Raw genomic sequence first — 25390 nt, 5'->3', positions numbered from 1 at the left:
TTCCAGATGAAGGCTACGCTGACAACCGCAAGGCGGCTATACCGCAATTCCCGCATCTCGCAAAAGCTCTTCCTGGCCTTCAGCCTGATGATTGCCATCCCTGCCATTGTGGTCTCCTTCCTGTTCATCCGCACCCAGGAGAGTCAGCTCTACAAGGAAGCCATGGCGGAAGGCAGCAATCATGTCGCCCGTCTGAACGAACGGCTGCGCAGCCGGATGGACATTCTTGAGAACGCTTCCGCGACTGCCCTGACGCAAAAGGCATTTGTGGATTTCATTCACTCCAATATGCGCGGAGAGGGTCTGCGGCTCGTGAAATTCAAGCAGAACCAGTATGAGCAAATGCACAATATTATTCAAAGCCATGAGATGATCAGCTCGCTGAGCTTCTATGTCGATAACCCCAAGGTATATGAGATCTGGCCGGAAATCTATCATTATTCCAAGTTCCGGCCGCAGGATTACTGGATGACGCTCCGCGATGAAGGCGGCGCCGCCTTCAGGCTTTTCTCCTTCAGGGATGGCAGTGATACGCTGTCTTACTACAGGCTGGTGCGGCTTCAGGGCCAGCAGCAGAAGCTCCCGACCATTATGGAGATCCGCGCCAGGCATAGTGTTTTTTTCAGCGATCTGCTGGAGGACAGCGGGCGGGATTTCTTCACGGTGATCATGGACGGCTCGGATGCTTCCCGCAATGTATACCTCCCGGGGCATGAGTTCCCGCAGAAGGCCGGGGAGAAGCTGGACGACATCCTGACCGGGGTTCATGAGCAACTGGAGGTGCTGGAGCAGAAGACCCCGATTAAGATTCATTCCGGGGATCAGACCTACTATGCGCTGTACCGTTACATTGCTCCGCTGAACGCCTATGTGGTCGATATCGCCTCCCGCCAGGTGATGATGCAGGGCCCGCGGAACTGGTACCTGATCGTAATCGCTGTCACCTCCTGTGTATTGCTGCTGATGCTGCTGCTCGTCTCCCGGATGACCCGGCGGATCTTCCGCCGGCTAGAGAAGGTGCTGGTCTCCATGCGCAAGGTGCGCAGGGGCCAGCTCGATGCCAAGATTGATACGGGACTCCGGGAGAACGAAACCGGTGACGAGATCGACTACGTGGCGGTCAGCTACAATAATATGCTGGACGAAATCCAGCGCCTGATGACCCAGGTCGTGGATAAGCAGCTAATCGCCAAGAACGCCCAGCTCCACTCCCTGCACTCACAGATTAATTCCCATTTCCTGTACAACGCACTGGAGTCAATCCGAATGCGCGCGGAGGTTGAGCGGCAGCCTGCGATTGCCGGTGCCCTTGTGTCGCTGGGTTCACTGCTGCGTTACAGCATGATGTGGCGCAGCGACACCGTTACCCTCGGTGAAGAGCTGGCCAACATTCAGAGCTACATCCGGTTCATCAACTTCATGGAGGGCGGAAACATTGAACTCGCGGCGGATCTTCCCCCTGAGGTGCAGCGCTATAATATTCCCAAAATGTGCATGCAGCCCATCGTCGAGAACGCCGTACACCATGCGGCCCCCTCGGGCGGCAGTGTTCATATCGGCATTTCGGTACGTGTAGAGAAGGACAGCCTGCTGCTGATTGAGATCCGTGATGACGGTACCGGAGTAGATCCGCTGATGCTGGACAGTCTGCAGTCTGTACTACTCGGCCATTCGGACACACCGATTATCAGCAGCAATAGCGGCCTGGGGCTGGAGAATGTACATAAGCGCCTGCAATTGCACTACGGCAGCGACTCTGGTCTTTGGATCGACAGCATACAAGGAGCCTATACCTCTGTAACCATCCGGCTGCCCTGGGAAAATGTGAATCTTGGAGGTTGGTAGACATGATCAACATTCTGATTGTGGACGATCAAAAGCATATCCGCGACGGGCTGCAGGCGATGCTGCGCCAATTCCCGCTGCAGCCCGGCCATATCTACAGCGCTGCCAATGGAATCGAAGCACTGGAGCTGCTGCGCCAGCACAGCATCCAGCTCGTAATTACCGATATCCGTATGCCGGACATGGATGGCCTGGAGCTTATGACGCAGACCAGTCAGGAACGACTTACAGTGGATTACCTGATTATTAGCGGCTACAGCGATTTCGCCTATGCCCAGAAGGCCATCGGGCTGGGGGCCAAAGGTTATCTGCTTAAGCCCGTGAAGCGCGAGGATCTGCAAGCCTCGGTAGAGCATGTCTGGCAGGAGATAGAGACGCGAAGGTCGCTCTCCAGCAGCCTCGAACAGCTCTCCCGTCTGGCCCGGGAGGCGGACCGCAAGGAGCTGCGTATGTATATGCAGGGTGCGGCGGGAGATGAGACCTGGATTGCGGAGACCGAGCAGCAGAACACGGAGCTGTGGCGCAGCTACCGCCTCTGCCTGCTGCGCGAGGAGCTGTGGATTAACCAGCCGGGGGCCAGCAGCAGCCATAGCATAGAATCCGTTGCCTATCGGGTATATGGCAGACAGGGCTGTATCTGTCTCCAGCACCGTCCTTATCTCATTCTGGCGGTGGATGCAGCTGTTGATCCTGATGTCTTCCCGGCTGCGCTCGCCGCTGAGCAGGTTGAAGTTATTACCGCCATGACCGGCCCGCAGCAGGGATTAAGAAGCCTGCCGGGCAGCTATACGCAGGGAGTTGAGCTATACCGCCACAGCTTCCTTTTTCCGGAGAAGCGCTGCCTGCTCCCCCGGCACATCGAGCGGCTGGAGCAGCAATGGGAGCTTCCTTATGAGGAGCTGTATACCCTGTTCCAGTTGACCGGCACCAAGAACAGCGGCAGCATTGCCCAAGGGATCTCCGGTCTCTTCCACAAGGATGTGCTGCAGCGTTACCATATCCGCTACACCCAGCAGCTATGCCGTGCCGTCGTTCAGATGATGGAGGAGTATGAGCGTGTCATCCGTCCTTATATGGGCGAAGAAGCACTCGACCTCCAGTGCCTGCGCAACCTGTTCGATTATCCCGGCATCCGCGATTACATTCAGGCGTTGCAGCAGCAGCTCCTGCGGCTGAACCAGTTCTACTACGATTACAAGTGCAGCTACCGCAGCTCCCAGGACTTGAACGAGGCCATCCGGTTCATCCACGAGAATTACCACAAGCCGCTGGATCTGGCGATGGTCTCCAACCATGTCTCGCTGAATTACGCGTATTTCTCCAACCAGTTCAAGAAGAATATCGGCAAGGGGTTCGCCGAATACCTGCGTGATGTGCGGCTAGACAAAGCCCGGCGCCTGCTGGCCGAGACCGACCAGAGAATTCTTGAGATTGCCTCCATGGTCGGGTATGAGAGTTACAAAAGCTTCACCCGGGCCTTCCGCGAAGCCATGAATATGCAGCCCACCGAATACCGTCTGCTGACCCGCCGGAAGCTGGAACGGGAAGAAGATTACCGGGACAACCACGATTTTGAGGTAAGATCAACGTGAGCACTTGGGTGGACGCTCCGCTAACGGAACGTTGTTCCAATCGCTATTGAGCGTACATTCGGCCCATCCGCCTTGCGCCAGCCTATTGCGAGAAGATGTTCCTTGCTTCGCAGGCTAGGGTTTTCAGCAGAGCAAACGGTAGAACACAAAAAATTGGGTCATAACAAAAAGGATTGTCCCTTTTAGCGGTATATAAGATTCGATAGAATAAAGATGTTCTCTCATATGTAAGCGGTTACCTTCACTACCATTTAATTAAAGGAGGGCAAGTATGAAACGACTTCAGCTTAGGGATCACGGATTTATGCAGAAGGTACTCAGTGTGTTCCTGGTTATGGTGATGCTGGCCGGCACCGGCCTGTTGCCTGCATCGAGAATTCAGAAGGCGGACGCAGCGGGTGTAACGGTTAGCTCCATGACTTATTTCTCAGCGGCAGACGGTCCTGTAATCTCCAAATCCGGCGTCGGGCAAGCGAGCTATGGCTTCGTTATGCCTGTGTTCAACGGTGGCTCGGCCACCTGGAGTGATGTGTCGGATGATGTGGGCGTCAAAGTGAAAGTAAATGGCAACTGGGTAGACATCGACAGCGCAGGCGGTTACGTCTACAACCAGAACTGGGGGCACTGGAGCGACGGCGGGAAGAACGGCTACTGGTTCACCCTCTCGGCGACAACCGAAATCCAGCTCTACTCCAAAGCGAATAATGCAGTTACGCTGAACTACACCCTTGCTTTTCAGAATTTGAACACAACCACGATCTCCGCAATGGCACCTACCCAAGGGCCGCAGATTACAGCAGGCTTTACGGGCGGTGCAGGCTTCACCTACCCCACCTTCAACAATGATCCGGCCTTAACTTATGAAGCCGTGGCAGATGATCTCAAAGTATTCGTGAAACCGGTGGGCAGCAGCACCTGGATTGACATTGACAACAATGCAGAGAGCGGCTGGATCTATGACAGCAACTTCGGCCAGTTCACCGAGGGGGGCGGCGGGTACTGGTTCACCGTTACCGAATCCATCAACGTCAAGCTGGCATCGAAGACCTCCTCCGCCAGTCTCGTCTATACCATCACCTTCAACCAGCCGGTCCGTAATTCATATGTCCTGACAGCCTATGACGGTACGGCTTACACCGCAGATAACAGCGGCTCCATTGGCTTCCCCCTGCCTAAGATCGACGGGGGCGCACCGATTGGCACCGAGCTTGGCAAATTCGTCTATCAGATCAAAACCGGCGGCCAGTGGGTGGATCTGAGCAATTCCGGCCAGAGCGGATTCGTCTACGCCGGTAACGGCTACAACAATATGTCCGCCGCCAACCAGTGGGGCTACTGGGCCGATCATGTCTACGGACTGTGGTTCCAGCCGATCCAGGTAAATATGGAGATCCGCATCGGCTATCCGCTGAACGGGCAGCAAGGCGGAAATGTCGGCAGCAATTATGTCTATTACACCTTCACCGGCAATCCGAATGCTCCTCGACCGGATGAGAGCGACCAGGAAGATATTACGCTGGGAACCCCGTCAGACCCGGCTGTCGCAGGCATGAACCTCCTCTGGCAGGATGAGTTCAGCGGGACCACGCTTGATACCGGCAAATGGAATTATGAACAAGGCTACTATATTACGAATGACCCCAATAGCTGGGGCTGGGGGAATAACGAGCTGCAGCATTATACGAATAGTACCGAGAATGTATTTGTCCAGAACGGACAACTGAATATCCGGGCCAAGAACGATCCGAAGTCCTTCCCGCAGGACCCGAACCGGTATGCACAATATTCCTCCGGCAAAATCAACACCAAGGATCATCTGTCCTTCCAGTACGGCAGAGTAGATATCCGTGCCAAGCTGCCGACAGGCAACGGGATCTGGCCCGCACTCTGGATGCTGCCGAAGGATGCCGCTTACGGGGCATGGGCGGCTTCTGGTGAAATTGATATTATGGAAGCCAAGGGACGGCTTCCCGGCACGACCAGCGGCGCCGTACACTTCGGCGGACAATGGCCTGTGAATAAGTATATTGCCGGTGAATATCATTTCCCGCAGGGCCAGACTTTTGCCAATGACTATCATGTGTATTCTATGGTCTGGGAGGAAGACAACGTCAAGTGGTATGTGGACGGCAAGTTCTTCTTCAAGGTCAGTAGAGAGCAATGGTATTCTGTCGCTGCACCGAACAATCCGAACGCCCCGTTCGACCAGCCTTTCTACCTGATTATGAATCTGGCGGTCGGCGGACATTTCGACGGCGGGCTCTCCCCTGCTCCATCTGATATCCCGGCAACGATGCTGGTAGATTATGTACGGGTGTACAAGGAAGGCAGCGGCGGCGGGAATCCCGGGAACCCAGGTAATCCGGGCAACGTCTCCGTCAGCGGCGTCTCCGTCACTCCTGCTAATGCCCAGGTGCAGACCGGACAGAACGTCCAACTGACTGCCAATGTGGCGCCGTCCGGTGCGACCAACAAGCAGGTTACCTGGAGCGTTGCGAACAGCAATACCGCCTCTGTAAGCCAGAGCGGTCTTGTCACCGGGCTGGCCGCAGGGACAACAACCGTAACGGCTACAACAGCGGACGGTAACAAAACAGCCAGCAGCACCATTACCGTGACCGCACCGTCTCCGGCGGTCATTGTGATCGGCGATCAGGTGCGCGGCCTCAAAAAAACTGGAAATAACCTGCTCTTCTACGTGAACGGCGCTACCTTCGCCGACCTGCATTACAAAATCAACAACGGCGGCCAGCAGAACGTGGCTATGACCTCTGCGGGTAACGGTAATTATACCTATGCGGTAAATAACCTACAGCAAGGCGATACCGTGGAGTACTCCTTCACCTATAATCCGGGGCAAGGGGCGCTGGATTCCCCTTGGAAGACTTATGTGCATGGGGTGACCCAGGGAACCCCCGAATAACCGCAGCACGGCCTGAACAGATAAGTGACCGGATGTGCAGTCGCTTCATATGACCTCTGTCACAGGGGAGGAGGAAGTCTCAGGACTTCTTCCTCCCTTGTTTTTTTGTGCGCCAGGCAACAGGAATCCAGCAATTACAATTTACCGGAAACAAAATGTGACCGAATGCCGTCCTAAAGGGTGTTATAGATAAAGGAGGGCATAACCTCATGCAGCAACCCATGACCCGGCCGGGCAATCATGTGATACAAAGTTACGAAGTCTATGCAGAAATGCTCTACCGGATTGCCCTGGTTCATCTGGGCAGCCGCCAGGATGCCGAAGAAGCTACTCAGGATACCTTCATCAAGCTGATAGAGAAAGCTCCAGTATTCAAGGATGACGAACATCAGAAAGCATGGCTGATCCGTGTCATTACCAACCATTGTAAGAATCTGCTGGGCAGAGGCTGGCGAAAGCGCGAGGTCAAGCTCGAAGGGGTAGAGCCGGTTACGTCCGATAACCCCGAAGAATTGGCCATTCTGCAGCTCGTGCTGGCACTGCCGGTGAAGTATAAGGCTGTGATTCATCTATATTATTACGAGGATTACCCCATCCAGGAGATCAGTAGAATACTGCAAATCAGCGAGTCTGCCGTGAAGATGAGACTACAGCGGGGGCGGCAGCTGTTAAAACTGGAGCTGGAAGGAGCAGAAGTGGAATGAACGAAGATCAGTTTCGAAACCAATACAAGAAAGCGGTGGATACTATGAAATCAAATGAAACGATGAAGCAAGGACTGGTCAATAAAATGGAACAGAAACGCCGTCCGCGTAGAATGGCCTATCTCGCAGCAAGCTTGCTGGTTGCTGCCGGAATCGGCCTGGCCGGACCGGACATTATGAAGAAGCTGAATGGAACGTCTGCCCCGGGTCAGGTGGCCCAGGTAGATCCAGGCACGCCTGCTACGGGCAATTCCGCAGGGATAGTCATTCCCAAGATCGAGCTGCCGGATAAGAGTACCGGCGTTGCAGTAGATATGGTCGGACTTGTCGTATACAAAGGCAATATCTATACGCAAGCCGCGACCCGCATTGATGCGGCCGATGCCGCCGCACTCCGCGGCGAGAAGCTGGGCCGCACGACCAGCGGAATCGACGAATGGAGCAGTAAGGATCAGTATACCGAGCTGGCCTCGAACATCGGTGAAACAGATATCTATGCCGTCAAGGGTTATGATTCCGGCTTCACGGTAATGTCCTATACGGAGGCTGACGGCCAGGTGTTCGCGGAGCTGTACGAACACACGAATGGCATTACGATTAACAGCGGCACCGATCTGTTCGGTAAGCTGAATCTGGAAGGCCACATCGCCTCCGCCAAGTGGGAGAGCTTCAGCAGCTGGAATAACGGCCAGCAGCAATATCTGGCGCTGCCGGAAGGGGCAGCACGGGACGGCTTCCTTGCAGCACTCATGACTGCGAAGCCGCTGGCAGCGGAGCCGCTGACAGAGCAAGGCATCTATGACAGCGAAGACCGCAAGATTATCTACTTGGAGCTCGATAACAAGGCCCGGGTGGAGCTGACCTTATTCGGTCAGGGGCTCGTGCGTTACGGTACGGCTCCCGTATTCTTCGAAGTTGAGTCAGGGGCATTCCAGGCGCTGTGGAACAGCATGAAGCCCTAAGCGGCTGAAGGATAGCGGGACGTGGCAGGATTAAGAGCAGAAAACTAACATCTCTTGGTCCCCGTGACGGTCCAATCGGGTGACACAAATTACAGGCAGGGAGAACCCGGGAAGAACCCGAGCAGCTTTCCCAGCCCCACCATGTCCTCGTCCCCACCCCGGCAACAAGCAAATGGAAAAAGGCATCTTAATTTTCCCCTTTCTCCGGAATATACGGAAGCAAGTGGAAAAACCGGTTCGGCCCCCTAATTGTGGAGACATTCTGCTAAAAACTCGTGTTTTCGCAGTTTCTCGTTTACAGCGTTATTTCTATCGGTTTTAGCTTGCCCGCTTTCCATGCGGCTTGGTATTGCTTGGGGCTCAAACGCTGCAAACTGCCATGAAAACGGCGCTCGTTGTAAAATTCAATATAGGCTGCGACTGCTTCATAGGCTTCTTCAAACGTTTCAAAGTACCTTTTTGCATACAAATCTCTCTCCAAAATGCTATGAAATGACTCAATGTAGGCGTTCATATTCGGCGTTTTTGGAGGAATTCGTTCATGCTCCAGCGGACGCTGTGTTTCCGCACACAACTCGCCAAAGACGTCACTTAAGAATTGCGGGCCGTTATCCGAACGGATGACCGGAGAGGGGTCTCCAGGCTGCAAACGCCTGTCTAGAGCCTCTCTTAACGTGGCACAGACTTGCTTGGCTGTACAACTCGCTCCCACGTGGTAGCCAACAATGCAGCGGTCAAACACATCAATCATATCAAAGATAAAAAAGAAGCGGTCGTAGCCATGAACATATCCATATTTAATGTCAATCTGCCAGAGTTGGTTGGGGCCGGTGACCACTCGATTTCGTGCCAGGTGCCGAGGGTATTTTACGTTCTTTACCGGCTTTTTCTGAAGCAGCCCGAGTTTCTTGCACAGCCGATATGCCTTCTTGTGGTTGAGAATTAAGCCCTGCTGGACCCACAGGGCGTAGGCGAGGTTCCGGTAGCCATAGCCGTTCTCCTCTCCCTCCACCAGCTCACTCAGCCATTCCTCGATCTGTAGGTCACTCACCCGCAGACCACCAGTGGTGAGGGAATAGGAGGGGATCGGACGGCCCGACGTCGTTATTGCAGCAGGGCCGCCTAGAAGCCCCGAGAGACGTTTTTTATGGGCATAGTAGGTGGAGGGTTGAACCTCTATAATCCGTAGCACCAATGTCACCGTATACCCCCGCTTTATCGTTTCGTTGGCCAGTTCGAGTCTGTCTTGTAAGCGGGGTTGGCTTTTTTTAGGAGTTCACGCAGCAGTTCGATCTCCAAATCCTTTTCGCCCAGTAGCTTAATGGCCGTCTCCATCTTCGTCTCCAGGTCTTGGACACGCTCCGCATCTTCAATCCGTTCCTGAACGGACGGGGTAGCCTCTTCTCCAAACCGTTCCTTGTAGAACTTCACCCAATTGGAAATCGTGCTGGGTGAGACGGAGTACTTTCGGGCGAGGAAGGAAATCTTGGTTCCATGGATCGCTTCTTGGGCTACTTTGATCCGCTGTTCGTCGTACAACTTGTTGCTTCTCATCGGCTCCACTCCCTCTTCTTAGTGTACCTCTTACATGTCAAGGTCTCCACTTTGATTAGGGGGCTTAAGAGAAACAGCATTTAATAAAGTTGGTTTTCGCTACTGTGGATGAACTGGGCAGATTTAAGTGCCATTTTTCCAACTGTTGTTGTAGCAGCTACCTAATCGGCCATCAGCAAGTGGAGAAAATCCAACTAATTCAGCTCCCCCCTCCTACTGAGCGTATCCAATTACTCCAATCATCTTATTTCCTACTGGCAAGGCGGGCGGGGGTACCGCATCGAGGTGTGATATCAGGTTCGGGGGCGATCGGTGCGACCAGGTGCGATCAGGTGCGGTTACTTTAAGAGCCAACGGGCATTTGTCCGTTGGCTCTTTATTTAACGTTTGCTCTTCATTTACCCTTTGTCCTTCATTTGTCCGTCGGCTCTTCTCCGCTGGCTCTTCATTTCTCCAGCTTCACGTTCACACAACCGGATCCGTCTGCTACTTCCCGACACTCTCCTGCCATTTCAACGTGATATACTCCTTGAGTTGCTCCGCTAACTGGGCTGGCGGCGTAGAAGCCGAGTCGAAGGTAGGCATCGGCGGTTCATAATCCGTCTCCGCATGATCCAGCAGCCACTGGGCAAATACTTCATGCTGCCTAAGCATATCCTCTGTCCAGGTCGCCGCATCCTCACGGCTGCGCAGGCGGGAATTGCGGGTAGCATCATCACAGTGCAGATTCATAAAGTGCAGTTCACTGAATGTGCTGTAGGCATCACATTTCTTCGCATCCCATGGCATCATAGTCCCGCAGATCACCGTCCCTCGTCCAGACAAAGCAATAGCCTGGGCAGCATGTAGCAGCAGGTTGTAGCGGTCCTGATACTCCAGCTTCTTCCCTGTCGTTCCGAAATGATCATCATCCGTGCTGAACAGCACAAATTCAGGCAGCTGCTTCCTCAACTCGTGCATAACCGTTGTCTTGCCTACGCCGCTGGCTCCCGTGATAATAAACAATGGCAATTTCAATTCCATCATCCTCTCCTTCTCCGGCACAACATCCCCGGCGTTCTCATAATTCATAGATTCCCCTGCCTGTAGATTCCATTCCTTATCGGGTGGCCCCTTCGACGCGGTACTTCTTCTCCCATTCCGACACCTGGCTGGAGTCCAGCCTGATCAGCTTGGCGGGGGTGTACTCGTTGTACTGTCTCAGCTCACTGTTGCTGCTGCCTACCCCTTGCAGCGCTTTGATTCTGCGCACCACTTCATCATCCGTACGAATCTCCGCCGACTCTTCCTCGGATACGACCTTAAGCAGGGTTTCCTGCTTCACATGGGTTACCGTTCCATCGGCACCTGTGTAGGACAGCTCAACCTGAATAGTATGGTCTCCACAAGGGATCGGCTCCAGCGTGAAGATCTCAATGAATACATCTGTTACAGTCAGCGCGTTCCCAATGCTTATCACTCCGCTGCTGTCTTCATCTACACCACTCAGATTATGCGACCGGTGAAGTCCTGGCGGAAGAAGGAGTTGCAAGCGGGCATTCTGCACTGGACCCGGCGGAGCCATCTGAATCCAGAGATGATTCATCCCTTCTTCGTTCTCCATTGCAGATTTGGCATAGCGGACCTGGATCATATGTGTCCCTCCTCTTGAAGTAACCGGGTGACGGTCTCAATCATCTTTTCTTTCAGCACCGGTGAGATGCGCGGACTAACCGAGAGAATCACATCCTCACTGACAACATGCGTTTCGTTCCGCAGCAGCTGATCCGACTGGTACATCCGCAGATTCTCACCAATCTTAACTATTTCCTCCATCGGCAGGCCCGCCAACTTCTCCTGCGCCGAGGCCAGCGTCTCACCACTCTTGGACAAAACAAGTATGGCACGCACAACATGCAGATGATTATCCGTGTAGACCCGCTTGTTACCGGCCAGCTCCAGCGGCGGAAGCATCCCGATCTGCGTGTAGTACCTGACCGTCCGCAGATTTATCTGCGGATCTTCATTCTGCAACACCTCAGCCAATTGCTTTGCAGTGTACGTATTCATAGTACTCACCTTTCTTATAAAAACAAAAGTTACACTATACTGTATCGGTTACAGTGTAGTGTAACTTAATCGCAATGTCAATAAGACACCGCTCACATTTTCATGGGATTTCTGCTCCCCGGCTGCCGCCCTCCCCGCTCTCCTTTATATGTTATAATGCCAAGAGGAATAGGGGAACTGCTTGTAAAAATTCATGTAACAGCAGCTTTCACGACTCTTCAATTCTTTATTCGCCGGGAAAGAGGACCACAACAATGGATATACGAAAATTACAATACTTTATTGCGGTTGCGGAAGAGCTGCATTTCCATCGTGCCGCAGAGAAATTAAATATGACACAGCCTCCGTTGACCCAGCAGATTCAAGCTCTGGAACAAGAGCTGGGTGTGAAGCTATTCGAACGGAACAAGCGTCAAGTCCGCCTCACACCAGCGGGATCTGTTTTTTGGGAGGAAGCCACCCGGATCTTAGCTCAACTGGAGCGGTCTATTCAAACTGTACGATTGGCCAGCCAAGGCATCATTGGACATTTGAACATTGCATTCATCGGTTCAGCAGAGGGCGGAATCATGGTCGATGTGCTCAAAATCTTCCGGCAACGGTTCCCTCAAATACAGCTGAACCTGCTGGAGATGACTTCTGCCCAGCAATGGCAGGCGTTGCATGACGGTACCATCCATATTGGATTCATGCGCTTCATTGAGCCGGCCAAGAATATTAACCATTGCAGCTTGATCAACGAAACTCTGGTTGCCGTATTGCCTGATCAACATCCCTTGGCTGAACTATCGGCATTGCCCGTCTCCGCTTTGCGTTCCGAGCCTTTTATCTTCTTTCCGCGTAAGCACGGGCTTCCTTTTCATGATCTTATTATGGGTTTTTGCGCAGAGCATGATGTTTACCCTCAGATTGTACAGGAAGCCGTACAAATGTATACTATTGTAAACCTTGTGGCAGCGAACCTTGGGGTTTCCATTGTCCCTTCTTCGGTTTCCGTGTTCCAGCGCAGCGGAGTCGTATTCAGACCCTTTGAAGACAAGGTGCCGCCTGTCCCCTTCTATGCTGCCTGGAGAACGGATACGAATCAGGCCGTCATCTCTGCATTTGTAGAGATTTTACAAGATCATAATTTCAGGTGAAGGTGCGCGAACAGAGTGATTCAGCCGGTCTTCGCAGGATCACGTTCAACCAGTCCCTCCAGTACTCTGTCGATCTCACCCAGCAAATCAGGTCCAAGACGCACCCCTGAAGCCTTAACATTCTCTTGTACTTGCTCTGGTCTGGATGCCCCGATGATTGCAGACGACACCTGCGGATTCTGCAGCACCCAGGCGATGGCCAATTGCGGCAGCGTCAGCCCCGCTTCGTGTGCAAGCGAGGACAGCCGGGATACCGCCGTAAGAACCTCTGTATGCAGCCACTGCCCAGCTAATCGTTCAAAAAACGGAGAACCCGCCGAGGTCGAGGCACGGGACCCCTGCGGGACCGGTTGATTCGGCAGATATTTCCCGGAAAGAATGCCTTGGGCCAGCGGTGACCAGACGACCTGCCCGATCCCTTCCCGCTCGGAAGCCTGGACCACCTCCGCTTCGATCACCCGCCATAACATCGAATATTGCGGCTGGCTAGCGACCAGAGGTACCTTCAGCTCCCGGGCCAAAACCGCAGCTTGTGTGATCTGTTCCGCCGTCCATTCGCTGATCCCCACATACAGAACCTTCCCTTGACGCACCAGATCAGAGAATGCCAGGAAGGTCTCCTCCAAGGGCACCTTCTTGTCAAATCTATGAGCATAATAAATATCTATATAATCCGTCTGCAATCTTTTCAACGAGGAGTTACAAGCTTCCATGATATGCTTCCGGGATAATCCCCGGTCATTGGGGCCTGTTCCTGTAGGCTGATAGACCTTGGTACATAACTCGATGCTTTCCCGCCGCACTCCTGCTAAGACTTGCCCCAGCACCGTCTCCGCCTTCGTGTCCGAATACACATCTGCGGTGTCGAATGTAGTAATTCCCGCGTCCAATGCAGCATGGACACAAGCTTTGGCGGTGTCATTATCCACTTGCGCACCATGCGTAATCCAGTTTCCAAAAGCAATCTCACTGACCGATAAGCCGCTTGCACCCAATTTCCGATATTCCATTTTCTTACCTCCTTTTAATAGCCATTTAAGCGTAACAAATCACAATTAATAGGTGAAATATCTTTTAACGAGTATTTTGATATGAAAAAAATATCACAGAGCATTCACTGTGTTCTCATAGTTGAACCAGGCTCAACATGCAAAGACCCCTCCATTAAATTGGAGTGGCCTTCTTAGATCTATAGAGCAGCTACTGTCTGCTCATACAACTCCCCATCTACCCCACCCACAAACGGCGTCCACTCCCCCGCAGTATACAACTGCAGCCGGTGCATAGCCCGAGTACATGCCGTATAAAAGAGCTTACGCTCACTCTCCCTATGGTACGTCTGCGGGGAGGCGTCGTAGATCAACACGGCGTCGAATTCGACACCTTTGGCGAGATAGGCTGGAATCACCTGTACACCCTTTTTAAAGGCAGGAGTATCCTTGGTAATATGAAGCAACCCGGCAGCCCCTCCGGCAGTCAAAATCTCATAAGCTTCTCTACTCTCGTCAGCCGTCTTCGTAATCACAGCGATGGAAGTGTAACCTTCAGCCTGAAGCTCCGCGAGATCTTTCACGATACGCTCCGCCCTCAACTCATGATTGTCCAGCTTAGCCAATACGGGCTTCCGGCCCCTCCGCTCAAAAGCCACAATCGCCTCGCCGCCGGGCAGCAGCCGCTTCGTGAACTCCACAATCTCAAAGGTCGAGCGGTAGCTGCGGACCAGCAGGAACTGGTTAGTCTCTTCTTCTCCATAGAGCTTTAGCAGCGGTGAGCTGCTTCCATACAGATTCGTCGCCTGCGTGAAGATCGCCTGGCCGAAGTCTCCCAGCACCGTCATGCGGGCACGCGGAAACAGCTTTTTGAGGAACTCATACTGGAACATGGAATAATCCTGACCTTCGTCCACGAAAATATGCCGCACCTGCGTATTCGTCCGCACACCCTCGATCAGCTCTTTTAAATACAAATACGGGGTCGCATCTTCATACCAGAGTGTCCCGCTATCCAGCATCTCCCGGGTCTGCGCACAGATCTCCGGCCATAGCTCCGGTACCTCCGCTTCACCTGTCATTTCCCTGTAGGCCGTTTCATCACTGAACAATTGACGGTAGAGCCCGGCCATGTCGATAAAGGTGAACTTCCTGATCCCCCGTCTCAGCGGTTTGAACTGCTCCTTCACGATCATCTCTCCCAGCAGCGCCTCCTCCCGCTCGGCGTAATCGAAGTCCCCTTCATCCTGCTCCCGCTTATGCACCAGCAGCTCCTGCAGGCGAAGGTATTTCTCCGCGAAGTCGAACACGCCCTTCTCTCTGTGCAGCTTACCGTGCACTTCAGCATATTGGTCATTGTCGAGGTAATTCATCTCTTCCTCTACCCAGGCTGCCCCTTGCTCCTCCTTCTGTAGTCCCGCCAGCTCGGTGAGCAGCCATTTCTGTACCAGCTCCACCCGGTTCGGCAGACGAATTGAAGGATCATAGCTGTACAGCTTGCTCTTGATCTGCTGCCCCGAGATTAACACGCGGTCCCGGAAGCAAATGTCCTTGAACAGCATCCCCTCCAGCTTCAGCCACTGCGCATAACCCTGAAGTGCCCGGAGGAAGGCTTCCGACGCCTTATATCCGACTCCCTTAAGACGGGCGTCATAACCCTCTTCCTGCTGAGCGGTAAGCACATATTCCATCTGATCGAACGAATCTTCTATCCGGTAATCCCGACCCAGCCACGTTTCCAGATATTCCTGAAAGGTCGTCTGCTGCATATTCTCTTCACCCAGCTCCGGAAGAACGGTAGACACATAGCTGTTGAACATCGGGTTAGGGGAAAATAATACGATCTGATCCGCCGTAAGCCGCTCCCGGTGTTTGTACAGCAGATAGGCTACGCGCTGGAGCGCTGCCGAGGTTTTGCCACTGCCCGCCGCCCCCTGCACAATAAGCATCCGGCTGGTATCGTTACGGATAATCGCGTTCTGCTCCGCCTGAATCGTGGCTACAATGCTTTTCATTTGTGAATCTGCGCCTTTGCCTAGTACCTGCTGGAGCAGTTCATCTCCGATCGTAACGCTCGAATCGAACAAATGCCGGAGCTGACCGTCACGGATCTGGTACTGCCGCTTCAGTTCCAACGTCCCGCTAATCCGTCCTCCGGGTGTGTCGAAGGCTGCTTTTCCTGGCGGATAGTCGTAGTACAGGCTCGCAATCGGGGTCCGCCAGTCATAGACCACGAAGCTCAGACCATCCTCTTCGATGAAGGAGGACACTCCGATATAGACCTGTTCCACAGCCTTCTGACCCTCCTCATGAAAATCTATCCGCCCAAAATAAGGCGACGGCAGCAGCCGCTGCATATTCTTCCATTGCCGCAGCTTCCGCGCATGACTGCGTTCCCGTTCAGACAGGACTGCGTCCTGCTGGGTAATCGTGAAGAAGCTCTCTTCGAAATCCTCCTCCGTACTCGTATTGACAGTTACTTCTTCCCAGAATCTCCGGCGGATGTCCGTAGCCTGCTCCTTCAGCTGGCCAACCTCCGGCTCCAGGCTTGCGATCCCCGATTTCAGCTTCTCCTTGACCTGCTCCAGCCACTCCTGCTCCTGCTCCCAGCTGCTTACCTTCTCCATCACCGGATCACTCCTCTTTCTTGAAATAGTCCCAAACAGGCGGGTTGACAAACCGGATGTCCATTTGCTATAATTAAGATATAAATAAGATGCGTTACCTCCGATCTGTTTTAATAAAAGTAGTCAACAGTCTTATAACATTAGCATATTATTTCTTTGTATGCAATAATTTTTCCTACATAATTAGCCCTGGCGCTTGCGCCAGGGCTTTGTTGTTCATATGATGACCTTGTCCTATTATACCGGTCTCTCAATCTCAAAAATCTCCCCGATCCCCGCATAGTTATTCCCGGCCAACCGGCTTACCGCCCCTAATTGTACCGGATCAATTCTTCCCTGTTCGTAGATCTCTTCGTCAATATGAAACTGCACTACCCTGCCGATAATCAGATCATTATTAGGCAGCTCCAGGCAATGCTCCAGCACACATTCCATCCGCACCTTCGATTCCTTAATCCCCGGTACGCCAATGTGCAGGCTATCCACAGGCGTCAGTCCGGCTAGAGAAACCTCACTCTGATCCGGCGGCAGAGGAGCCGCAGTCATATTCACCTGCCCGACATTCTGCTGATCCACAATATGAACCACGAATTCCTTCGTTTGCTTAATATTCCGCGCTGTATCCTTGGACTGCCCCCCGGCATGCTGAATAGAGACGGAGATCATCGGCGGGTTGGAGGATACGATATTGAAGTAGCTGAACGGCGCACCGTTCAATACCCCCTCATCCCCCAGCGTGGTGACAAAAGCGATCGGCCGCGGAATAATGCTCCCGACCAGCAGCTTATAATTATCCCGTTCGGTATTGTGTATAGGATCAATTGAAATCATGATCGTGCCTCCTCTTTTTGTATATAAGCTGAATTAGACAAGCTCTCTTAATGTGAATGGCAGCAGTACCTGCTTAAGCTGTTCTCTGTGCGGCTCATATTGTTCCGGCAACATCAGGCGACTGCCCATTGTTTCCGGGGATTCATCATGGGCGAAGCCTGGAGGATCGGTAGCGATCTCGAACAGAATCTCCCCATGCTCTCTGAAGTAGATGGCGTTGAAATAATTCCGGTCCTGCACCGGCGTTACCCCATATCCATTATCCTGCACATATTCCTGCCATTCAAGCTGATCCTGGTCATCCTTCGCTCTCCAGGCGATATGATGGACAGTGCCGACTCCCATTTCGCCGCGCTGCACCGCAGTTACCTTGAGTTCAACCACATTTCCGAGGTCCGCAGTGGAATGGTAGCGGGCGACATCGCCTTCCTGCCCCACCAATGTAAGTCCCATCACCTTCTCCAGCAGCTCAGCCGTTTGTTCAGGATGCGTGGACAGCAGTGTTGCGCCGCCGAAGCCCTTGATCGCCACCTCGGGGGTTACCCCGCTGAAGGTCCATTCATTACGCTCACCCGCCTCCCGTTCCACCAGCTCCAGATGCAGACCGTGCGGATCATCGAACTCGAGATACTGCTCTCCGAACCGCTCCATTTCGGTAAAAGCAACCTTGAACTTTGTCAGTCTTTCTCTCCAGAAAGCCATCGCGCCTACCGGAATGACATACGAGGTGACACCGACCTGCCCTCCGCCAATCTTGCCCGGATACGCATCCGCCCAAGGGAAGAAGGTAATAATGGTTCCCGGCTTGCCTCCGTTATTGCCGAAGTAGAAATGATACGTTCCCGGATCATCGAAATTGACCGTTTGCTTCACCAGCCGCAGCCCCAGTACTCCTGCATAAAAGTCCATATTCTCCTGCGGATGCCCGACAATTGCGGTGATATGATGAATGCCCATGGTTTGTTTGTTCATTTGAATTGCCTCCTTATTTATTGATTCGGATATGTCTTTACTTTAAGATATTTAGTTAAATATTATCTTTAAGTTAAGATATTTTATATCCTCACTTTACTTTCTATAGTTACAGTTGTCAAGTACTTGTTGAAACAACAGGCTTGGAACGCTTTTATCAGATTACCATTCAGAATGCTGCACATATTGCAATATTCTCCGCACTGTATAGTCCCCAATCCAAAATTGTTGCACAAAAGGCAGTTTTCCCGCATCTACCAAGCCACTGAGCGGATTATTCCTGCTTTTTATACAACAATCCTCGCGAATACTAATATATCAATGAATCGGAGTTGCAATTTATGCAGCATTTCTATCTGTAGGCGTTAACTTCACTTAAGAGTTTTCTCGTAATAGCACAAGGTCATCTTATCATTGATTTCCCGGGTTTCATTGGTCCTTCTGTAGCCCAGCTTCTCATACAAGTAGCAGTTACGCTCCTCCTGCACGACGGTCGCCAGCCCCCACGTTTTCGCATCCGCATAGATTTCTTCAATCAGGGCGAAGGCTTGCTGGGCAATGCCTTCGCCTTGACATTGCGGCAATACGCATATTTGACCGAGCCAGTATTGATGCTCATCTGTCTTCTTGACTCTCATGCTGCCTACTGCATTTCCGGCGTTTCGGATGAGATAGTAATCAACAAATTCCTGATTCATCCGTTCTACGAGTCTCTCCAACGTTTCATTAGCCGGATTTGTCTCATAATCCTGATATTTCTCCAAGAGCGGCATAAAGGCCTGAAGCTGCATAGCATGAATATCCGCCGCATCCTCCCCTGTAGCTTTACTTAGTGTAACCTCTGACTTTTTCATAGTCCCCCCAATTTCATGGCCTATACACTTGAACCTCCACACCCTTAAAAGGGTGGGATTCTTAGCTAGTTAGCGGGCGCATACGTTTCCGCTTTGCCCTACTGCTAAGTTAAGGGCGAGTTCATTCGCCCATCCTAGATCAGAGCTTATAGCTACCTAGGCTGGCAGACTGTTACCATCTGCCACAGGTTGACGCATGATGTTGATGGCACCTACCCGATCCCGATGTGCTGTATAACCGCAGTTGCAATGATACGTTCGATCCTTTGCTTTGTTCCGCTCTCCACAAGAGGGACAGGCTTGCGAGGTGTATGCCGGATTCACTTCAATCACTTGGATTCCAGCAAGTGTCGCTTTATATGCGATGAACATTTGCAACTGATAGAACGACCATTGATGCAGATTTTTAGCGTTTTTACGACTTGTTCTTGTCGTCTTACGAATATTCGTCAGTTTCTCTAGCTTGATGACAGACACCTTTTCTTGAATCGCCATATTCACGATCTGGCGGCTGATTTTGTGATTCTGATCTTTCATAAAACGACTTTCCTTGTCGTTCTGTTTACGGATCGCGGATAACTTTTTAAGCTTTCCTAATTTGCGGCGATAGCTGCTGTACTTACGGCGAACAAATTTGTTTTTACGTCCGTTTCCGCAAAATTTGGTCTTCCCGCTAGAGGTTACGACAACAGCAGGCACTTTCAAGCCTAAATCAATCCCCATTACTTCATGACCATCGGCTGGTTTGGTCGGTCGTTCGATTGAAATTTGAACAAACCATTTCGCTGATTTTTGAACCACGCGCAGAAGTCCAAGCTTCCCATTTGAAAGCATGTCCCGCTCCCGATCCGAAAGAAGTGAAGGGACCACAAGACGTTGTACTTTTCCATCCAGGATCACGGGGAAAGAAATGTGGTTGCCCCAAATCGTATAATTTTGATTGTTCACGTAGTACACCCTCTTTTGGAGAAGAGGCCGTTTCTTCGTTTTCTTGAACCGCTGAAACAGGCTTTTGGCGTCTCGAATCACTTGATTTTTTACGGCAGAGGGTAGATTGGCATGGACGGTTTTTGAAGTTAATTTCGGAAACGTTCCAGACCTTTCGGCTTGCTCCGTTAATTCGTTGACGGTTCGAATGTATTCGTTCCCCATATCCACCAATACAGACGGACGGGGTGGAAAAATGCGTATTGAAATCGTTACGGTTTGCAGGGTTTCACCCCCTTGTTTTTTATTCCTCGACATATCGTTTGATCGTTTCGCTTGAAACGTTCCCTGCCGTACTGACAAAGTAGGAGCGAGTCCAGTGGGAAGGTAAGTGGTTCAAGTGCTTACGTTGTTCACGGAGGCGCCGGGAAGTGATTCCTTTGAGTTTCGCCATAAGTTCTGCGGGAGAATCGGTGGGCAGTGCGTTTAGAACAATATGCACATGATCAGGCATGACCTCCATTGCGAATAGCTGCCAATCATGTTCAGCACATATCTCCATAACGATTTGCTTAAAATGAATCTCCACTTGATCGACTAGCACTTTACGTCTGTATCTTGGGCAAAAACAAAATGATAGTTAATTAATGATAAGGTAGTTTTGGTATTTCTGTAGGATTGTCAATTTTGACAGCATAAGGATGTCCCTTAAACAAAGACGATTCATACCACCCCTAAAGGAGTGGGCTTTCTCGACCAATTTCTGTAATTGCTGTCCCACCCGTTCGAGTTCTTCCTGGTGCGCCTGTAGAGCAATTAGCCTGTTCTGTATAACCTGCTTAAGCACAGGCACAGAACTTTTATCCAAAACAGCCTGTATTTCTTTGATCGGGATATCCATTCTCCGCAGCAGCGCCGTGATCCTGATACACCTAAGCGCTTGTTCATCGTATGTACGCCAACCTGAGGATACCTCCCGATAGCTCTGAAACAATCCTTCCGCTTCCCAGTGCCGCAAGGTGCGGCTTGTCAGCCCCAGTTGCTCCGACAATTGCTGTATGGTAACAACCGTCCTGTTCATTTCTCCCTCCTTCCTGTGATCACATCCCTATCCTATCACTTGACGCCGCGGCAACTTCAAGGGGCAACTCGTGTATATCCAAGAAAAACCTTCTCTCCCTGCGTATTCTCAGTGATCTTATAGGGGTGGAGCTGGTCATAATAGCGCTGAACAAATTCTCCTTCGCCTACCGGGTAGAGCTCAATATGGACGTTGCCGGTGAATCTTGTGAAGTACAACTTCCCGCCGATCAACTCGATCTGAATTTTGTCTGCGAGGTAGGTTCCGCAGTACGCCCTTAAACATTCCTCACTGAGTTGAAGCTCAGGATGCCGGGCCGGCGGCTCTACCTGCACTTGATGCAGAATATCCGCGAACGCATTGCCGAGTCTGTACTGATTGATGCCCTCATTGTTCGAGAGGATGATAATGCTAAGATCTTCAGCGTAAAAATGCTGCATATACGTGCAGATCCCCAGCTGATCGCCCCCATGGGAATACCGGTCTTGCCCATATAGAAGGTGATGCTCCAGGCCGTAGCAGTAGTTGTTCCCGTTCTCTTGGAAGAATCGTTCATAGGCCGCAGGCGACAGGAGCTGCCGGTCACGCAGACAGACATACCACTTGTACAAATCTGCACAGTCCGATACAATACCACCTGCTCCGATGCTGAACTTCTCGTTATAATACGGGCATTTGACGGTTTCCGCGAAGTCTTTGATATAGTTGCTGGATCTGTTCTCAATCACGGCGCAGCCGTCATCCACCGTGCTGCTCATCCCTAGAGGCAGGAAGATATGATGATGCAGAAACTCCCCATACCTCTCCCCCGAGACATGCTCGATGATCCAGGCCAGCAGATTGTAGTTGGAGTTATTATAATCGTACGCTGCTCCTGCCGGCTTGGTTGGCTTCTTGTTAATGTATTGCCGGAAGAACCTTGTCCGGGAATAGTCCAGCCGGTAGTCTCCGCCGAAGAAATCATAAAGCGAGCGAGAAGCGTGACGCCAGCGTATTTTCAATTCCAAACTCCATGCTTGCATACCCGCAGGCCCGCTCGAAGAGCACCTCGCCCTTCCTGATGACCTGAATCATGCCGTAAAAATCCCACAGCTTCAGGTACTGATTCGTATAATCCTCCAGCTTCTCACGCAGGCTCTGCACGGATTCATCTCCTAACTTATTTGAGTGTGATTGATGCGTACACAACAAGCGGGCCTACAGCTTCGCAAATAACCGCTCCCCGCTTGTCTGTATATATCTGTACATGCCAGTGCAGACCGCCGCCATTAGAATACCGAAGCCCAGCAGGATGAGATTTCCGCCCACCCCAGGAAGCAGCATGAACAGTACGGCGGGAACAGCCAGCGTGAGGACACCGATAATCATCGTTACCAGCACCGACGCACTCTGCTTAATCGCCGCAACTTCACTGGTCCAGTCCAGCTTGGGCAGCTTCAGGTTCACCATAACGCCCAGCAGAGCGGAATAACAGGCATAGATCACCGGAACGGCCAGCATTAATAGACTCTCCATCCATCCGGCACGCAGGGTATAGGCCAGCAGCCCCCAGCTTACGGCTGTGACCGGTAACGTAATCGTGAGATTCACCGCCACTTTGCTGAATACAATCGCCGGTTTGGGCACGGGCGAGCTGGTCAAGATCCACAGATGATTGCCTTCCAGCGAAATAGAGCAGGCCGTGGTGCAGCTCAGAACAACAAACAGAGAGATCACCAACGGGCTCAGCGTACTTAGGGAGTCCGACAACTGCGGGATGTCAAGTATAGTTCCAAGCTGCTCTGAGCTGACGAATAATAAGGAAATGGACATCATCAAGAGCAGCACCATCCCGATCCCTGTGTTCAGCACATAATTGACCGAGCTGAAATAACGCCGAAGCTCCTTTAGATACAGGGCCTTGAAGGCTGAATTAGCCTGTAACGGCTTCATCGTATATCCGCGGCTTGCGCGGCTGGTCATAAGCCCTGTATGAATCGCCTTGTACCGGGTCGCCAGCAGGACTGAGAACAGCATAAAGGCCAGCACAGACACCGCGATGAAGAAGAGCAAGGCGCTTACCCGGTACGAGCAGACTGCGTCAACATACACGGAAGCCGGAGGATACACCTTGAAGATCATATCACCCAAGGCGGCTCCAACATCTGCAATCGCCTGCTGCCCTTGATTGAGCGTGAACGAGCCCAGCATCAGTACAATGATGAAGGCGAACGTGAGGATCATATTCAGGATTTTGCTCGCCCGGAACCGGGAAGAGACCCAGCTAATGAGGGTGCCCACCAGCGTAGCCGCTATAATCGGCAGCAGAGTAATGAAGAAGAGCGTCAATAGGAAAAACAGATAGAACAGCACGCCCGGCTTCACATGTATTGCATACACCGCCCCCGCCGGAAGCATGATCAGCAGGGTGAAGAACAAATTCATCACATAGAGCTGAAGCACCCGGCTCGCCACAACATGGCTGGTCTTCACCGGGAGGGACATAATCATATCGTAGTCTTTATAGCTGAATAATACCCCGCTTGCCTTATAGACCGTAGTGAAGAAGCCAATCAGCGAAGTGACCGCCATCATCACTGCCAGCAATAAGTCCATCCGCCCAAGCTGCTCGAACGACTGCGCCATCATGAAGCTGTAGCCGAATGACACGGCTCCGATCATGAGTATCCCGGTTATCACCAAGAGGCTGATCAGAAGCGCCTTGCGTCTCTGGGCAGGGTCTTTCGTATGGAGCGCCTGATTGAGGCCGAAGGAGGACAACAGCTGCAGCTTCGTTAATCTCCAGACATTAATCATTATCGATCAGCTCCATGAATACGTCCTCCAGGCTGTTCTCGCCCCGTACCGTTTCAGTTAAGCCGTGGGCAATCAGCCGTCCGCCCTTAATGATCGCGATTTTGTTGCAGAGCTTCTCCGCCGTATCTAGTACATGTGTGGAAAAGAAGATGGCGCTGCCCCTGCTGCACAGATCCGTCATGATGGTCTTCAGCGTATGCGCTGCCTTGGGATCAAGGCCGACAAAAGGCTCATCCAGCACCAGCAGCTTCGGCTCATGAATCAGCGCCGAGATAATGGCCAGCTTCTGCTTCATGCCGTGGGAATACGAGGAGATCAGATCGCCCAGACTCGCTGTGAGCTGGAAGGCATCGCCGTACTGCCCGATCAGCCGCTCCCGGCTGGACTTGGATACGTTAAAGAGGTCACCGATGAAGTTCAGGTACTGAATCCCCGTCAGGTGATCGTACAGGTCCGGGTTATCCGGGATGTAGGCAATTTTCGCCTTACAGGCTAACGGATCTTTTTTAATTGAAATGCCGTCAATCTCAATCTCCCCTTGTTCAAAATCAAGCACGCCCACCACAGCGCGGATAGTCGTGGTCTTGCCAGCGCCGTTATGCCCGATGAAGCCATAGATGTCGCCCCGTTCGACTACCAGACTGAGATCATCTACTGCTTTTTTGCCGCCCTTATAGCTCTTCGTAAAATGTCTAATCGTCAGCATTTCCTCTCACCTCTTCCTTGGTGTTAGCAAATAACTATAATACGAACAGCCCGGGCTAATGGTTCATTTCAATATTAAATCCCAATCTCCCGCATTTTCGCCGTGATTAAGTTCATGCGGGGCTCAAGCGTCCCTCCGCTGTATCTCGGCAGACGTATCTCATCGACAATCCGGCCGTCGCACATGAACATAATCCGCTGCGTCCTGGCCGCCACAGTGGCATCATGGGTGACCAGCATGATTGCCGTCCCTTCCTCATTGATCCCGGACAGCAGGTCCATGATCTCCTCGGCAGCCTTCAGATTCAGCGCGCCGGTCGGCTCATCCCCGAAAATAATGCGCGGATTGCCCATCAGCGCCCGGCAGATGCCGGCCCGCTGCAGCTGTCCGCCCGAAGCCTCCGTGATATCTCGCTTCGCCAGCTCCGCGATGCCCACCTTCTGCATAAGCTGCTGCGCCGTATCCGTAATCGCCGCAACCTTCCTCCGGTTGCCGCGCATCGACGGCAGAATGATATTATCCAGAATGTTCAGATTCTTCATTAGCGTCGGCTGCTGGAACACGAAGCCCATTTCCGTTCTGCGGAGATCCGCAAGCTCATCCTCTTCAAGTATCCCCAGATCCCTGCCCTCAAAAGTAACCAGGCCCCCGTCGATCCGGTCCATTCCGCTCAGCGCAAACAGGAGCGTGGATTTCCCTGAGCCTGAAGGTCCCATCACCGAGACGAATTCACCTTCGTGAATATCGACAGATACTTCGTCCAGCACCTTGCGGCGCTCCTCGCCGGTGCCGTATTGTTTGGTTATATTTTCACCCGAAATAATCTTCTTCATCTGCTT

Annotated in this window: 23 protein-coding genes and 1 pseudogene; 6 read left to right on the top strand and 18 right to left on the bottom strand. The window is 52.2% G+C overall.

The genetic code is table 11. The features are described 5' to 3' along the window. Nucleotides 1–6: 6 nt before the first annotated feature. The 5 genes from NST43_RS10840 to NST43_RS10820 all read left to right on the top strand — a co-directional run bounded on the left by NST43_RS10840 (nt 7) and on the right by NST43_RS10820 (nt 8026). Nucleotides 7–1845: a histidine kinase gene (locus tag NST43_RS10840; protein WP_339224362.1), complete on the top strand. Its 1839-nt coding sequence runs from the start codon at nt 7–9 to the stop codon at nt 1843–1845. A 2-nt stretch (nt 1846–1847) separates the two neighbouring features. Then, complete coding sequence (locus NST43_RS10835) at nt 1848–3437, top strand: response regulator (RefSeq protein ID WP_339224360.1); 1590 nt, start codon at nt 1848–1850, stop codon at nt 3435–3437. 271 nt (nt 3438–3708) lie between these two features. Then, complete coding sequence (locus tag NST43_RS10830; protein WP_339224358.1) at nt 3709–6360, top strand: family 16 glycosylhydrolase; 2652 nt, start codon at nt 3709–3711, stop codon at nt 6358–6360. A 209-nt stretch (nt 6361–6569) separates the two neighbouring features. Then, nucleotides 6570–7064: an RNA polymerase sigma factor gene (locus NST43_RS10825; RefSeq protein ID WP_339224356.1), complete on the top strand. Its 495-nt coding sequence runs from the start codon at nt 6570–6572 to the stop codon at nt 7062–7064. Further along, on the top strand, nt 7061–8026 hold the full coding sequence (locus NST43_RS10820; RefSeq protein ID WP_339224355.1) for a hypothetical protein: 966 nt from the start codon (nt 7061–7063) through the stop codon (nt 8024–8026). The genes NST43_RS10825 and NST43_RS10820 overlap by 4 nt, the downstream gene beginning before the upstream one ends. A gap of 295 nt (nt 8027–8321) precedes the next feature. On the opposite strand, the gene NST43_RS10815 is transcribed toward NST43_RS10820, so the two are convergent. From NST43_RS10815 to NST43_RS10795, 5 genes are all read right to left on the bottom strand, one after another. Continuing rightward, the gene (locus NST43_RS10815; RefSeq protein ID WP_209994904.1) at nt 8322–9227 is read right to left on the bottom strand and encodes an IS3 family transposase; all 906 of its coding nucleotides are present in this window, start codon (nt 9225–9227) and stop codon (nt 8322–8324) included. Nucleotides 9228–9241: 14 nt separating this feature from the next. After that, nucleotides 9242–9580, bottom strand: a complete 339-nt coding sequence (locus tag NST43_RS10810; RefSeq protein WP_209994905.1) for a transposase — start codon at nt 9578–9580, stop codon at nt 9242–9244. A gap of 486 nt (nt 9581–10066) precedes the next feature. Next, a complete protein-coding gene (locus NST43_RS10805) occupies nt 10067–10651 on the bottom strand; it encodes an AAA family ATPase (protein ID WP_339224354.1) in 585 nt (194 codons plus the stop codon). Between the two features lie 28 nt (nt 10652–10679). Continuing rightward, the gene (locus NST43_RS10800) at nt 10680–11213 is read right to left on the bottom strand and encodes a hypothetical protein (protein WP_339224352.1); all 534 of its coding nucleotides are present in this window, start codon (nt 11211–11213) and stop codon (nt 10680–10682) included. Further along, complete coding sequence (locus NST43_RS10795; RefSeq protein WP_339225392.1) at nt 11210–11596, bottom strand: MerR family transcriptional regulator; 387 nt, start codon at nt 11594–11596, stop codon at nt 11210–11212. Before NST43_RS10795 ends, NST43_RS10800 begins: the two co-directional genes overlap by 4 nt. Nucleotides 11597–11883: 287 nt before the next feature. On the opposite strand from NST43_RS10795, the gene NST43_RS10790 reads away from it, so the two are divergent. Then, nucleotides 11884–12768: a LysR substrate-binding domain-containing protein gene (locus NST43_RS10790; RefSeq protein ID WP_339224351.1), complete on the top strand. Its 885-nt coding sequence runs from the start codon at nt 11884–11886 to the stop codon at nt 12766–12768. A 20-nt stretch (nt 12769–12788) separates the two neighbouring features. Here NST43_RS10790 and NST43_RS10785 read toward each other — a convergent pair whose 3' ends face one another. The 13 genes and pseudogenes from NST43_RS10785 to NST43_RS10725 all read right to left on the bottom strand — a co-directional run bounded on the left by NST43_RS10785 (nt 12789) and on the right by NST43_RS10725 (nt 25384). Further along, nucleotides 12789–13778, bottom strand: coding sequence for an aldo/keto reductase family protein (locus NST43_RS10785; RefSeq protein WP_339224350.1), 990 nt, complete (start codon nt 13776–13778; stop codon nt 12789–12791). 179 nt (nt 13779–13957) lie between these two features. Next, entirely contained in the window at nt 13958–16384 is a 2427-nt protein-coding gene (gene helD, locus NST43_RS10780; RefSeq protein ID WP_339224348.1) for an RNA polymerase recycling motor HelD, read from the bottom strand. A gap of 237 nt (nt 16385–16621) precedes the next feature. Next, nucleotides 16622–17215 (bottom strand): flavin reductase family protein, encoded by a 594-nt coding sequence (locus tag NST43_RS10775; protein ID WP_339224346.1) that lies wholly within the window; start codon nt 17213–17215, stop codon nt 16622–16624. Nucleotides 17216–17248: 33 nt separating this feature from the next. Beyond that, nucleotides 17249–18187 carry a ring-cleaving dioxygenase gene (locus NST43_RS10770; protein ID WP_339224344.1) on the bottom strand — a complete coding sequence of 313 codons (939 nt, stop codon included), beginning with the start codon at nt 18185–18187 and terminating at the stop codon, nt 17249–17251. 371 nt (nt 18188–18558) lie between these two features. Next, on the bottom strand, nt 18559–19041 hold the full coding sequence (locus tag NST43_RS10765) for a GNAT family N-acetyltransferase (RefSeq protein WP_339224342.1): 483 nt from the start codon (nt 19039–19041) through the stop codon (nt 18559–18561). Between the two features lie 156 nt (nt 19042–19197). Then, nucleotides 19198–20286 carry a transposase gene (locus NST43_RS10760; protein WP_339224340.1) on the bottom strand — a complete coding sequence of 363 codons (1089 nt, stop codon included), beginning with the start codon at nt 20284–20286 and terminating at the stop codon, nt 19198–19200. Beyond that, nucleotides 20273–20613 (bottom strand): annotated as a pseudogene (tnpA, locus tag NST43_RS10755) (IS200/IS605 family transposase). Before tnpA ends, NST43_RS10760 begins: the two are co-directional and overlap by 14 nt. Next, nucleotides 20609–21049: a MerR family transcriptional regulator gene (locus NST43_RS10750; RefSeq protein ID WP_339224339.1), complete on the bottom strand. Its 441-nt coding sequence runs from the start codon at nt 21047–21049 to the stop codon at nt 20609–20611. Before NST43_RS10750 ends, tnpA begins: the two are co-directional and overlap by 5 nt. Nucleotides 21050–21105: 56 nt before the next feature. Next, nucleotides 21106–22050, bottom strand: a complete 945-nt coding sequence (locus tag NST43_RS10745; protein ID WP_339224338.1) for a serine hydrolase domain-containing protein — start codon at nt 22048–22050, stop codon at nt 21106–21108. Then, nucleotides 22010–22192 carry a hypothetical protein gene (locus NST43_RS10740; protein ID WP_339224336.1) on the bottom strand — a complete coding sequence of 61 codons (183 nt, stop codon included), beginning with the start codon at nt 22190–22192 and terminating at the stop codon, nt 22010–22012. Before NST43_RS10740 ends, NST43_RS10745 begins: the two co-directional genes overlap by 41 nt. A 54-nt stretch (nt 22193–22246) precedes the next feature. After that, entirely contained in the window at nt 22247–23845 is a 1599-nt protein-coding gene (locus NST43_RS10735) for a hypothetical protein (RefSeq protein ID WP_339224334.1), read from the bottom strand. Beyond that, entirely contained in the window at nt 23838–24551 is a 714-nt protein-coding gene (locus NST43_RS10730; protein WP_339224332.1) for an ABC transporter ATP-binding protein, read from the bottom strand. The genes NST43_RS10735 and NST43_RS10730 overlap by 8 nt, the downstream gene beginning before the upstream one ends. 74 nt (nt 24552–24625) lie before the next feature. Further along, nucleotides 24626–25384: an ABC transporter ATP-binding protein gene (locus NST43_RS10725; RefSeq protein WP_339224330.1), complete on the bottom strand. Its 759-nt coding sequence runs from the start codon at nt 25382–25384 to the stop codon at nt 24626–24628. Nucleotides 25385–25390 lie beyond the last annotated feature (6 nt).

Source organism: Paenibacillus sp. FSL H8-0332 (assembly GCF_037963835.1).
GTDB classification, from domain to species: domain Bacteria; phylum Bacillota; class Bacilli; order Paenibacillales; family Paenibacillaceae; genus Paenibacillus_AQ; species Paenibacillus_AQ rhizoplanae.
Note: the sequence above shows the minus strand (reverse complement) of the source record. Positions and strands in the feature narration are given on the sequence as shown.

Coding starts and splice junctions, on each gene's coding strand:
- NST43_RS10800 (WP_339224352.1), bottom strand. CDS start 11,213: ATGATCCAGGTCCGCTATGCCAAATCTGCAATGGAGAACGAAGAAGGG.
- NST43_RS10735 (WP_339224334.1), bottom strand. CDS start 23,845: ATGATTAATGTCTGGAGATTAACGAAGCTGCAGCTGTTGTCCTCCTTC.
- helD (WP_339224348.1), bottom strand. CDS start 16,384: ATGGAGAAGGTAAGCAGCTGGGAGCAGGAGCAGGAGTGGCTGGAGCAG.
- NST43_RS10750 (WP_339224339.1), bottom strand. CDS start 21,049: ATGAACAGGACGGTTGTTACCATACAGCAATTGTCGGAGCAACTGGGG.
- NST43_RS10840 (WP_339224362.1), top strand. CDS start 7: ATGAAGGCTACGCTGACAACCGCAAGGCGGCTATACCGCAATTCCCGC.
- NST43_RS10760 (WP_339224340.1), bottom strand. CDS start 20,286: ATGTCGAGGAATAAAAAACAAGGGGGTGAAACCCTGCAAACCGTAACG.
- NST43_RS10820 (WP_339224355.1), top strand. CDS start 7,061: ATGAACGAAGATCAGTTTCGAAACCAATACAAGAAAGCGGTGGATACT.
- NST43_RS10785 (WP_339224350.1), bottom strand. CDS start 13,778: ATGGAATATCGGAAATTGGGTGCAAGCGGCTTATCGGTCAGTGAGATT.
- NST43_RS10830 (WP_339224358.1), top strand. CDS start 3,709: ATGAAACGACTTCAGCTTAGGGATCACGGATTTATGCAGAAGGTACTC.
- NST43_RS10775 (WP_339224346.1), bottom strand. CDS start 17,215: ATGATTTCAATTGATCCTATACACAATACCGAACGGGATAATTATAAG.
- NST43_RS10825 (WP_339224356.1), top strand. CDS start 6,570: ATGCAGCAACCCATGACCCGGCCGGGCAATCATGTGATACAAAGTTAC.
- NST43_RS10730 (WP_339224332.1), bottom strand. CDS start 24,551: ATGCTGACGATTAGACATTTTACGAAGAGCTATAAGGGCGGCAAAAAA.
- NST43_RS10835 (WP_339224360.1), top strand. CDS start 1,848: ATGATCAACATTCTGATTGTGGACGATCAAAAGCATATCCGCGACGGG.
- NST43_RS10770 (WP_339224344.1), bottom strand. CDS start 18,187: ATGAACAAACAAACCATGGGCATTCATCATATCACCGCAATTGTCGGG.
- NST43_RS10765 (WP_339224342.1), bottom strand. CDS start 19,041: ATGAAAAAGTCAGAGGTTACACTAAGTAAAGCTACAGGGGAGGATGCG.
- NST43_RS10725 (WP_339224330.1), bottom strand. CDS start 25,384: ATGAAGAAGATTATTTCGGGTGAAAATATAACCAAACAATACGGCACC.
- NST43_RS10810 (WP_209994905.1), bottom strand. CDS start 9,580: ATGAGAAGCAACAAGTTGTACGACGAACAGCGGATCAAAGTAGCCCAA.
- NST43_RS10805 (WP_339224354.1), bottom strand. CDS start 10,651: ATGAATTATGAGAACGCCGGGGATGTTGTGCCGGAGAAGGAGAGGATG.
- NST43_RS10790 (WP_339224351.1), top strand. CDS start 11,884: ATGGATATACGAAAATTACAATACTTTATTGCGGTTGCGGAAGAGCTG.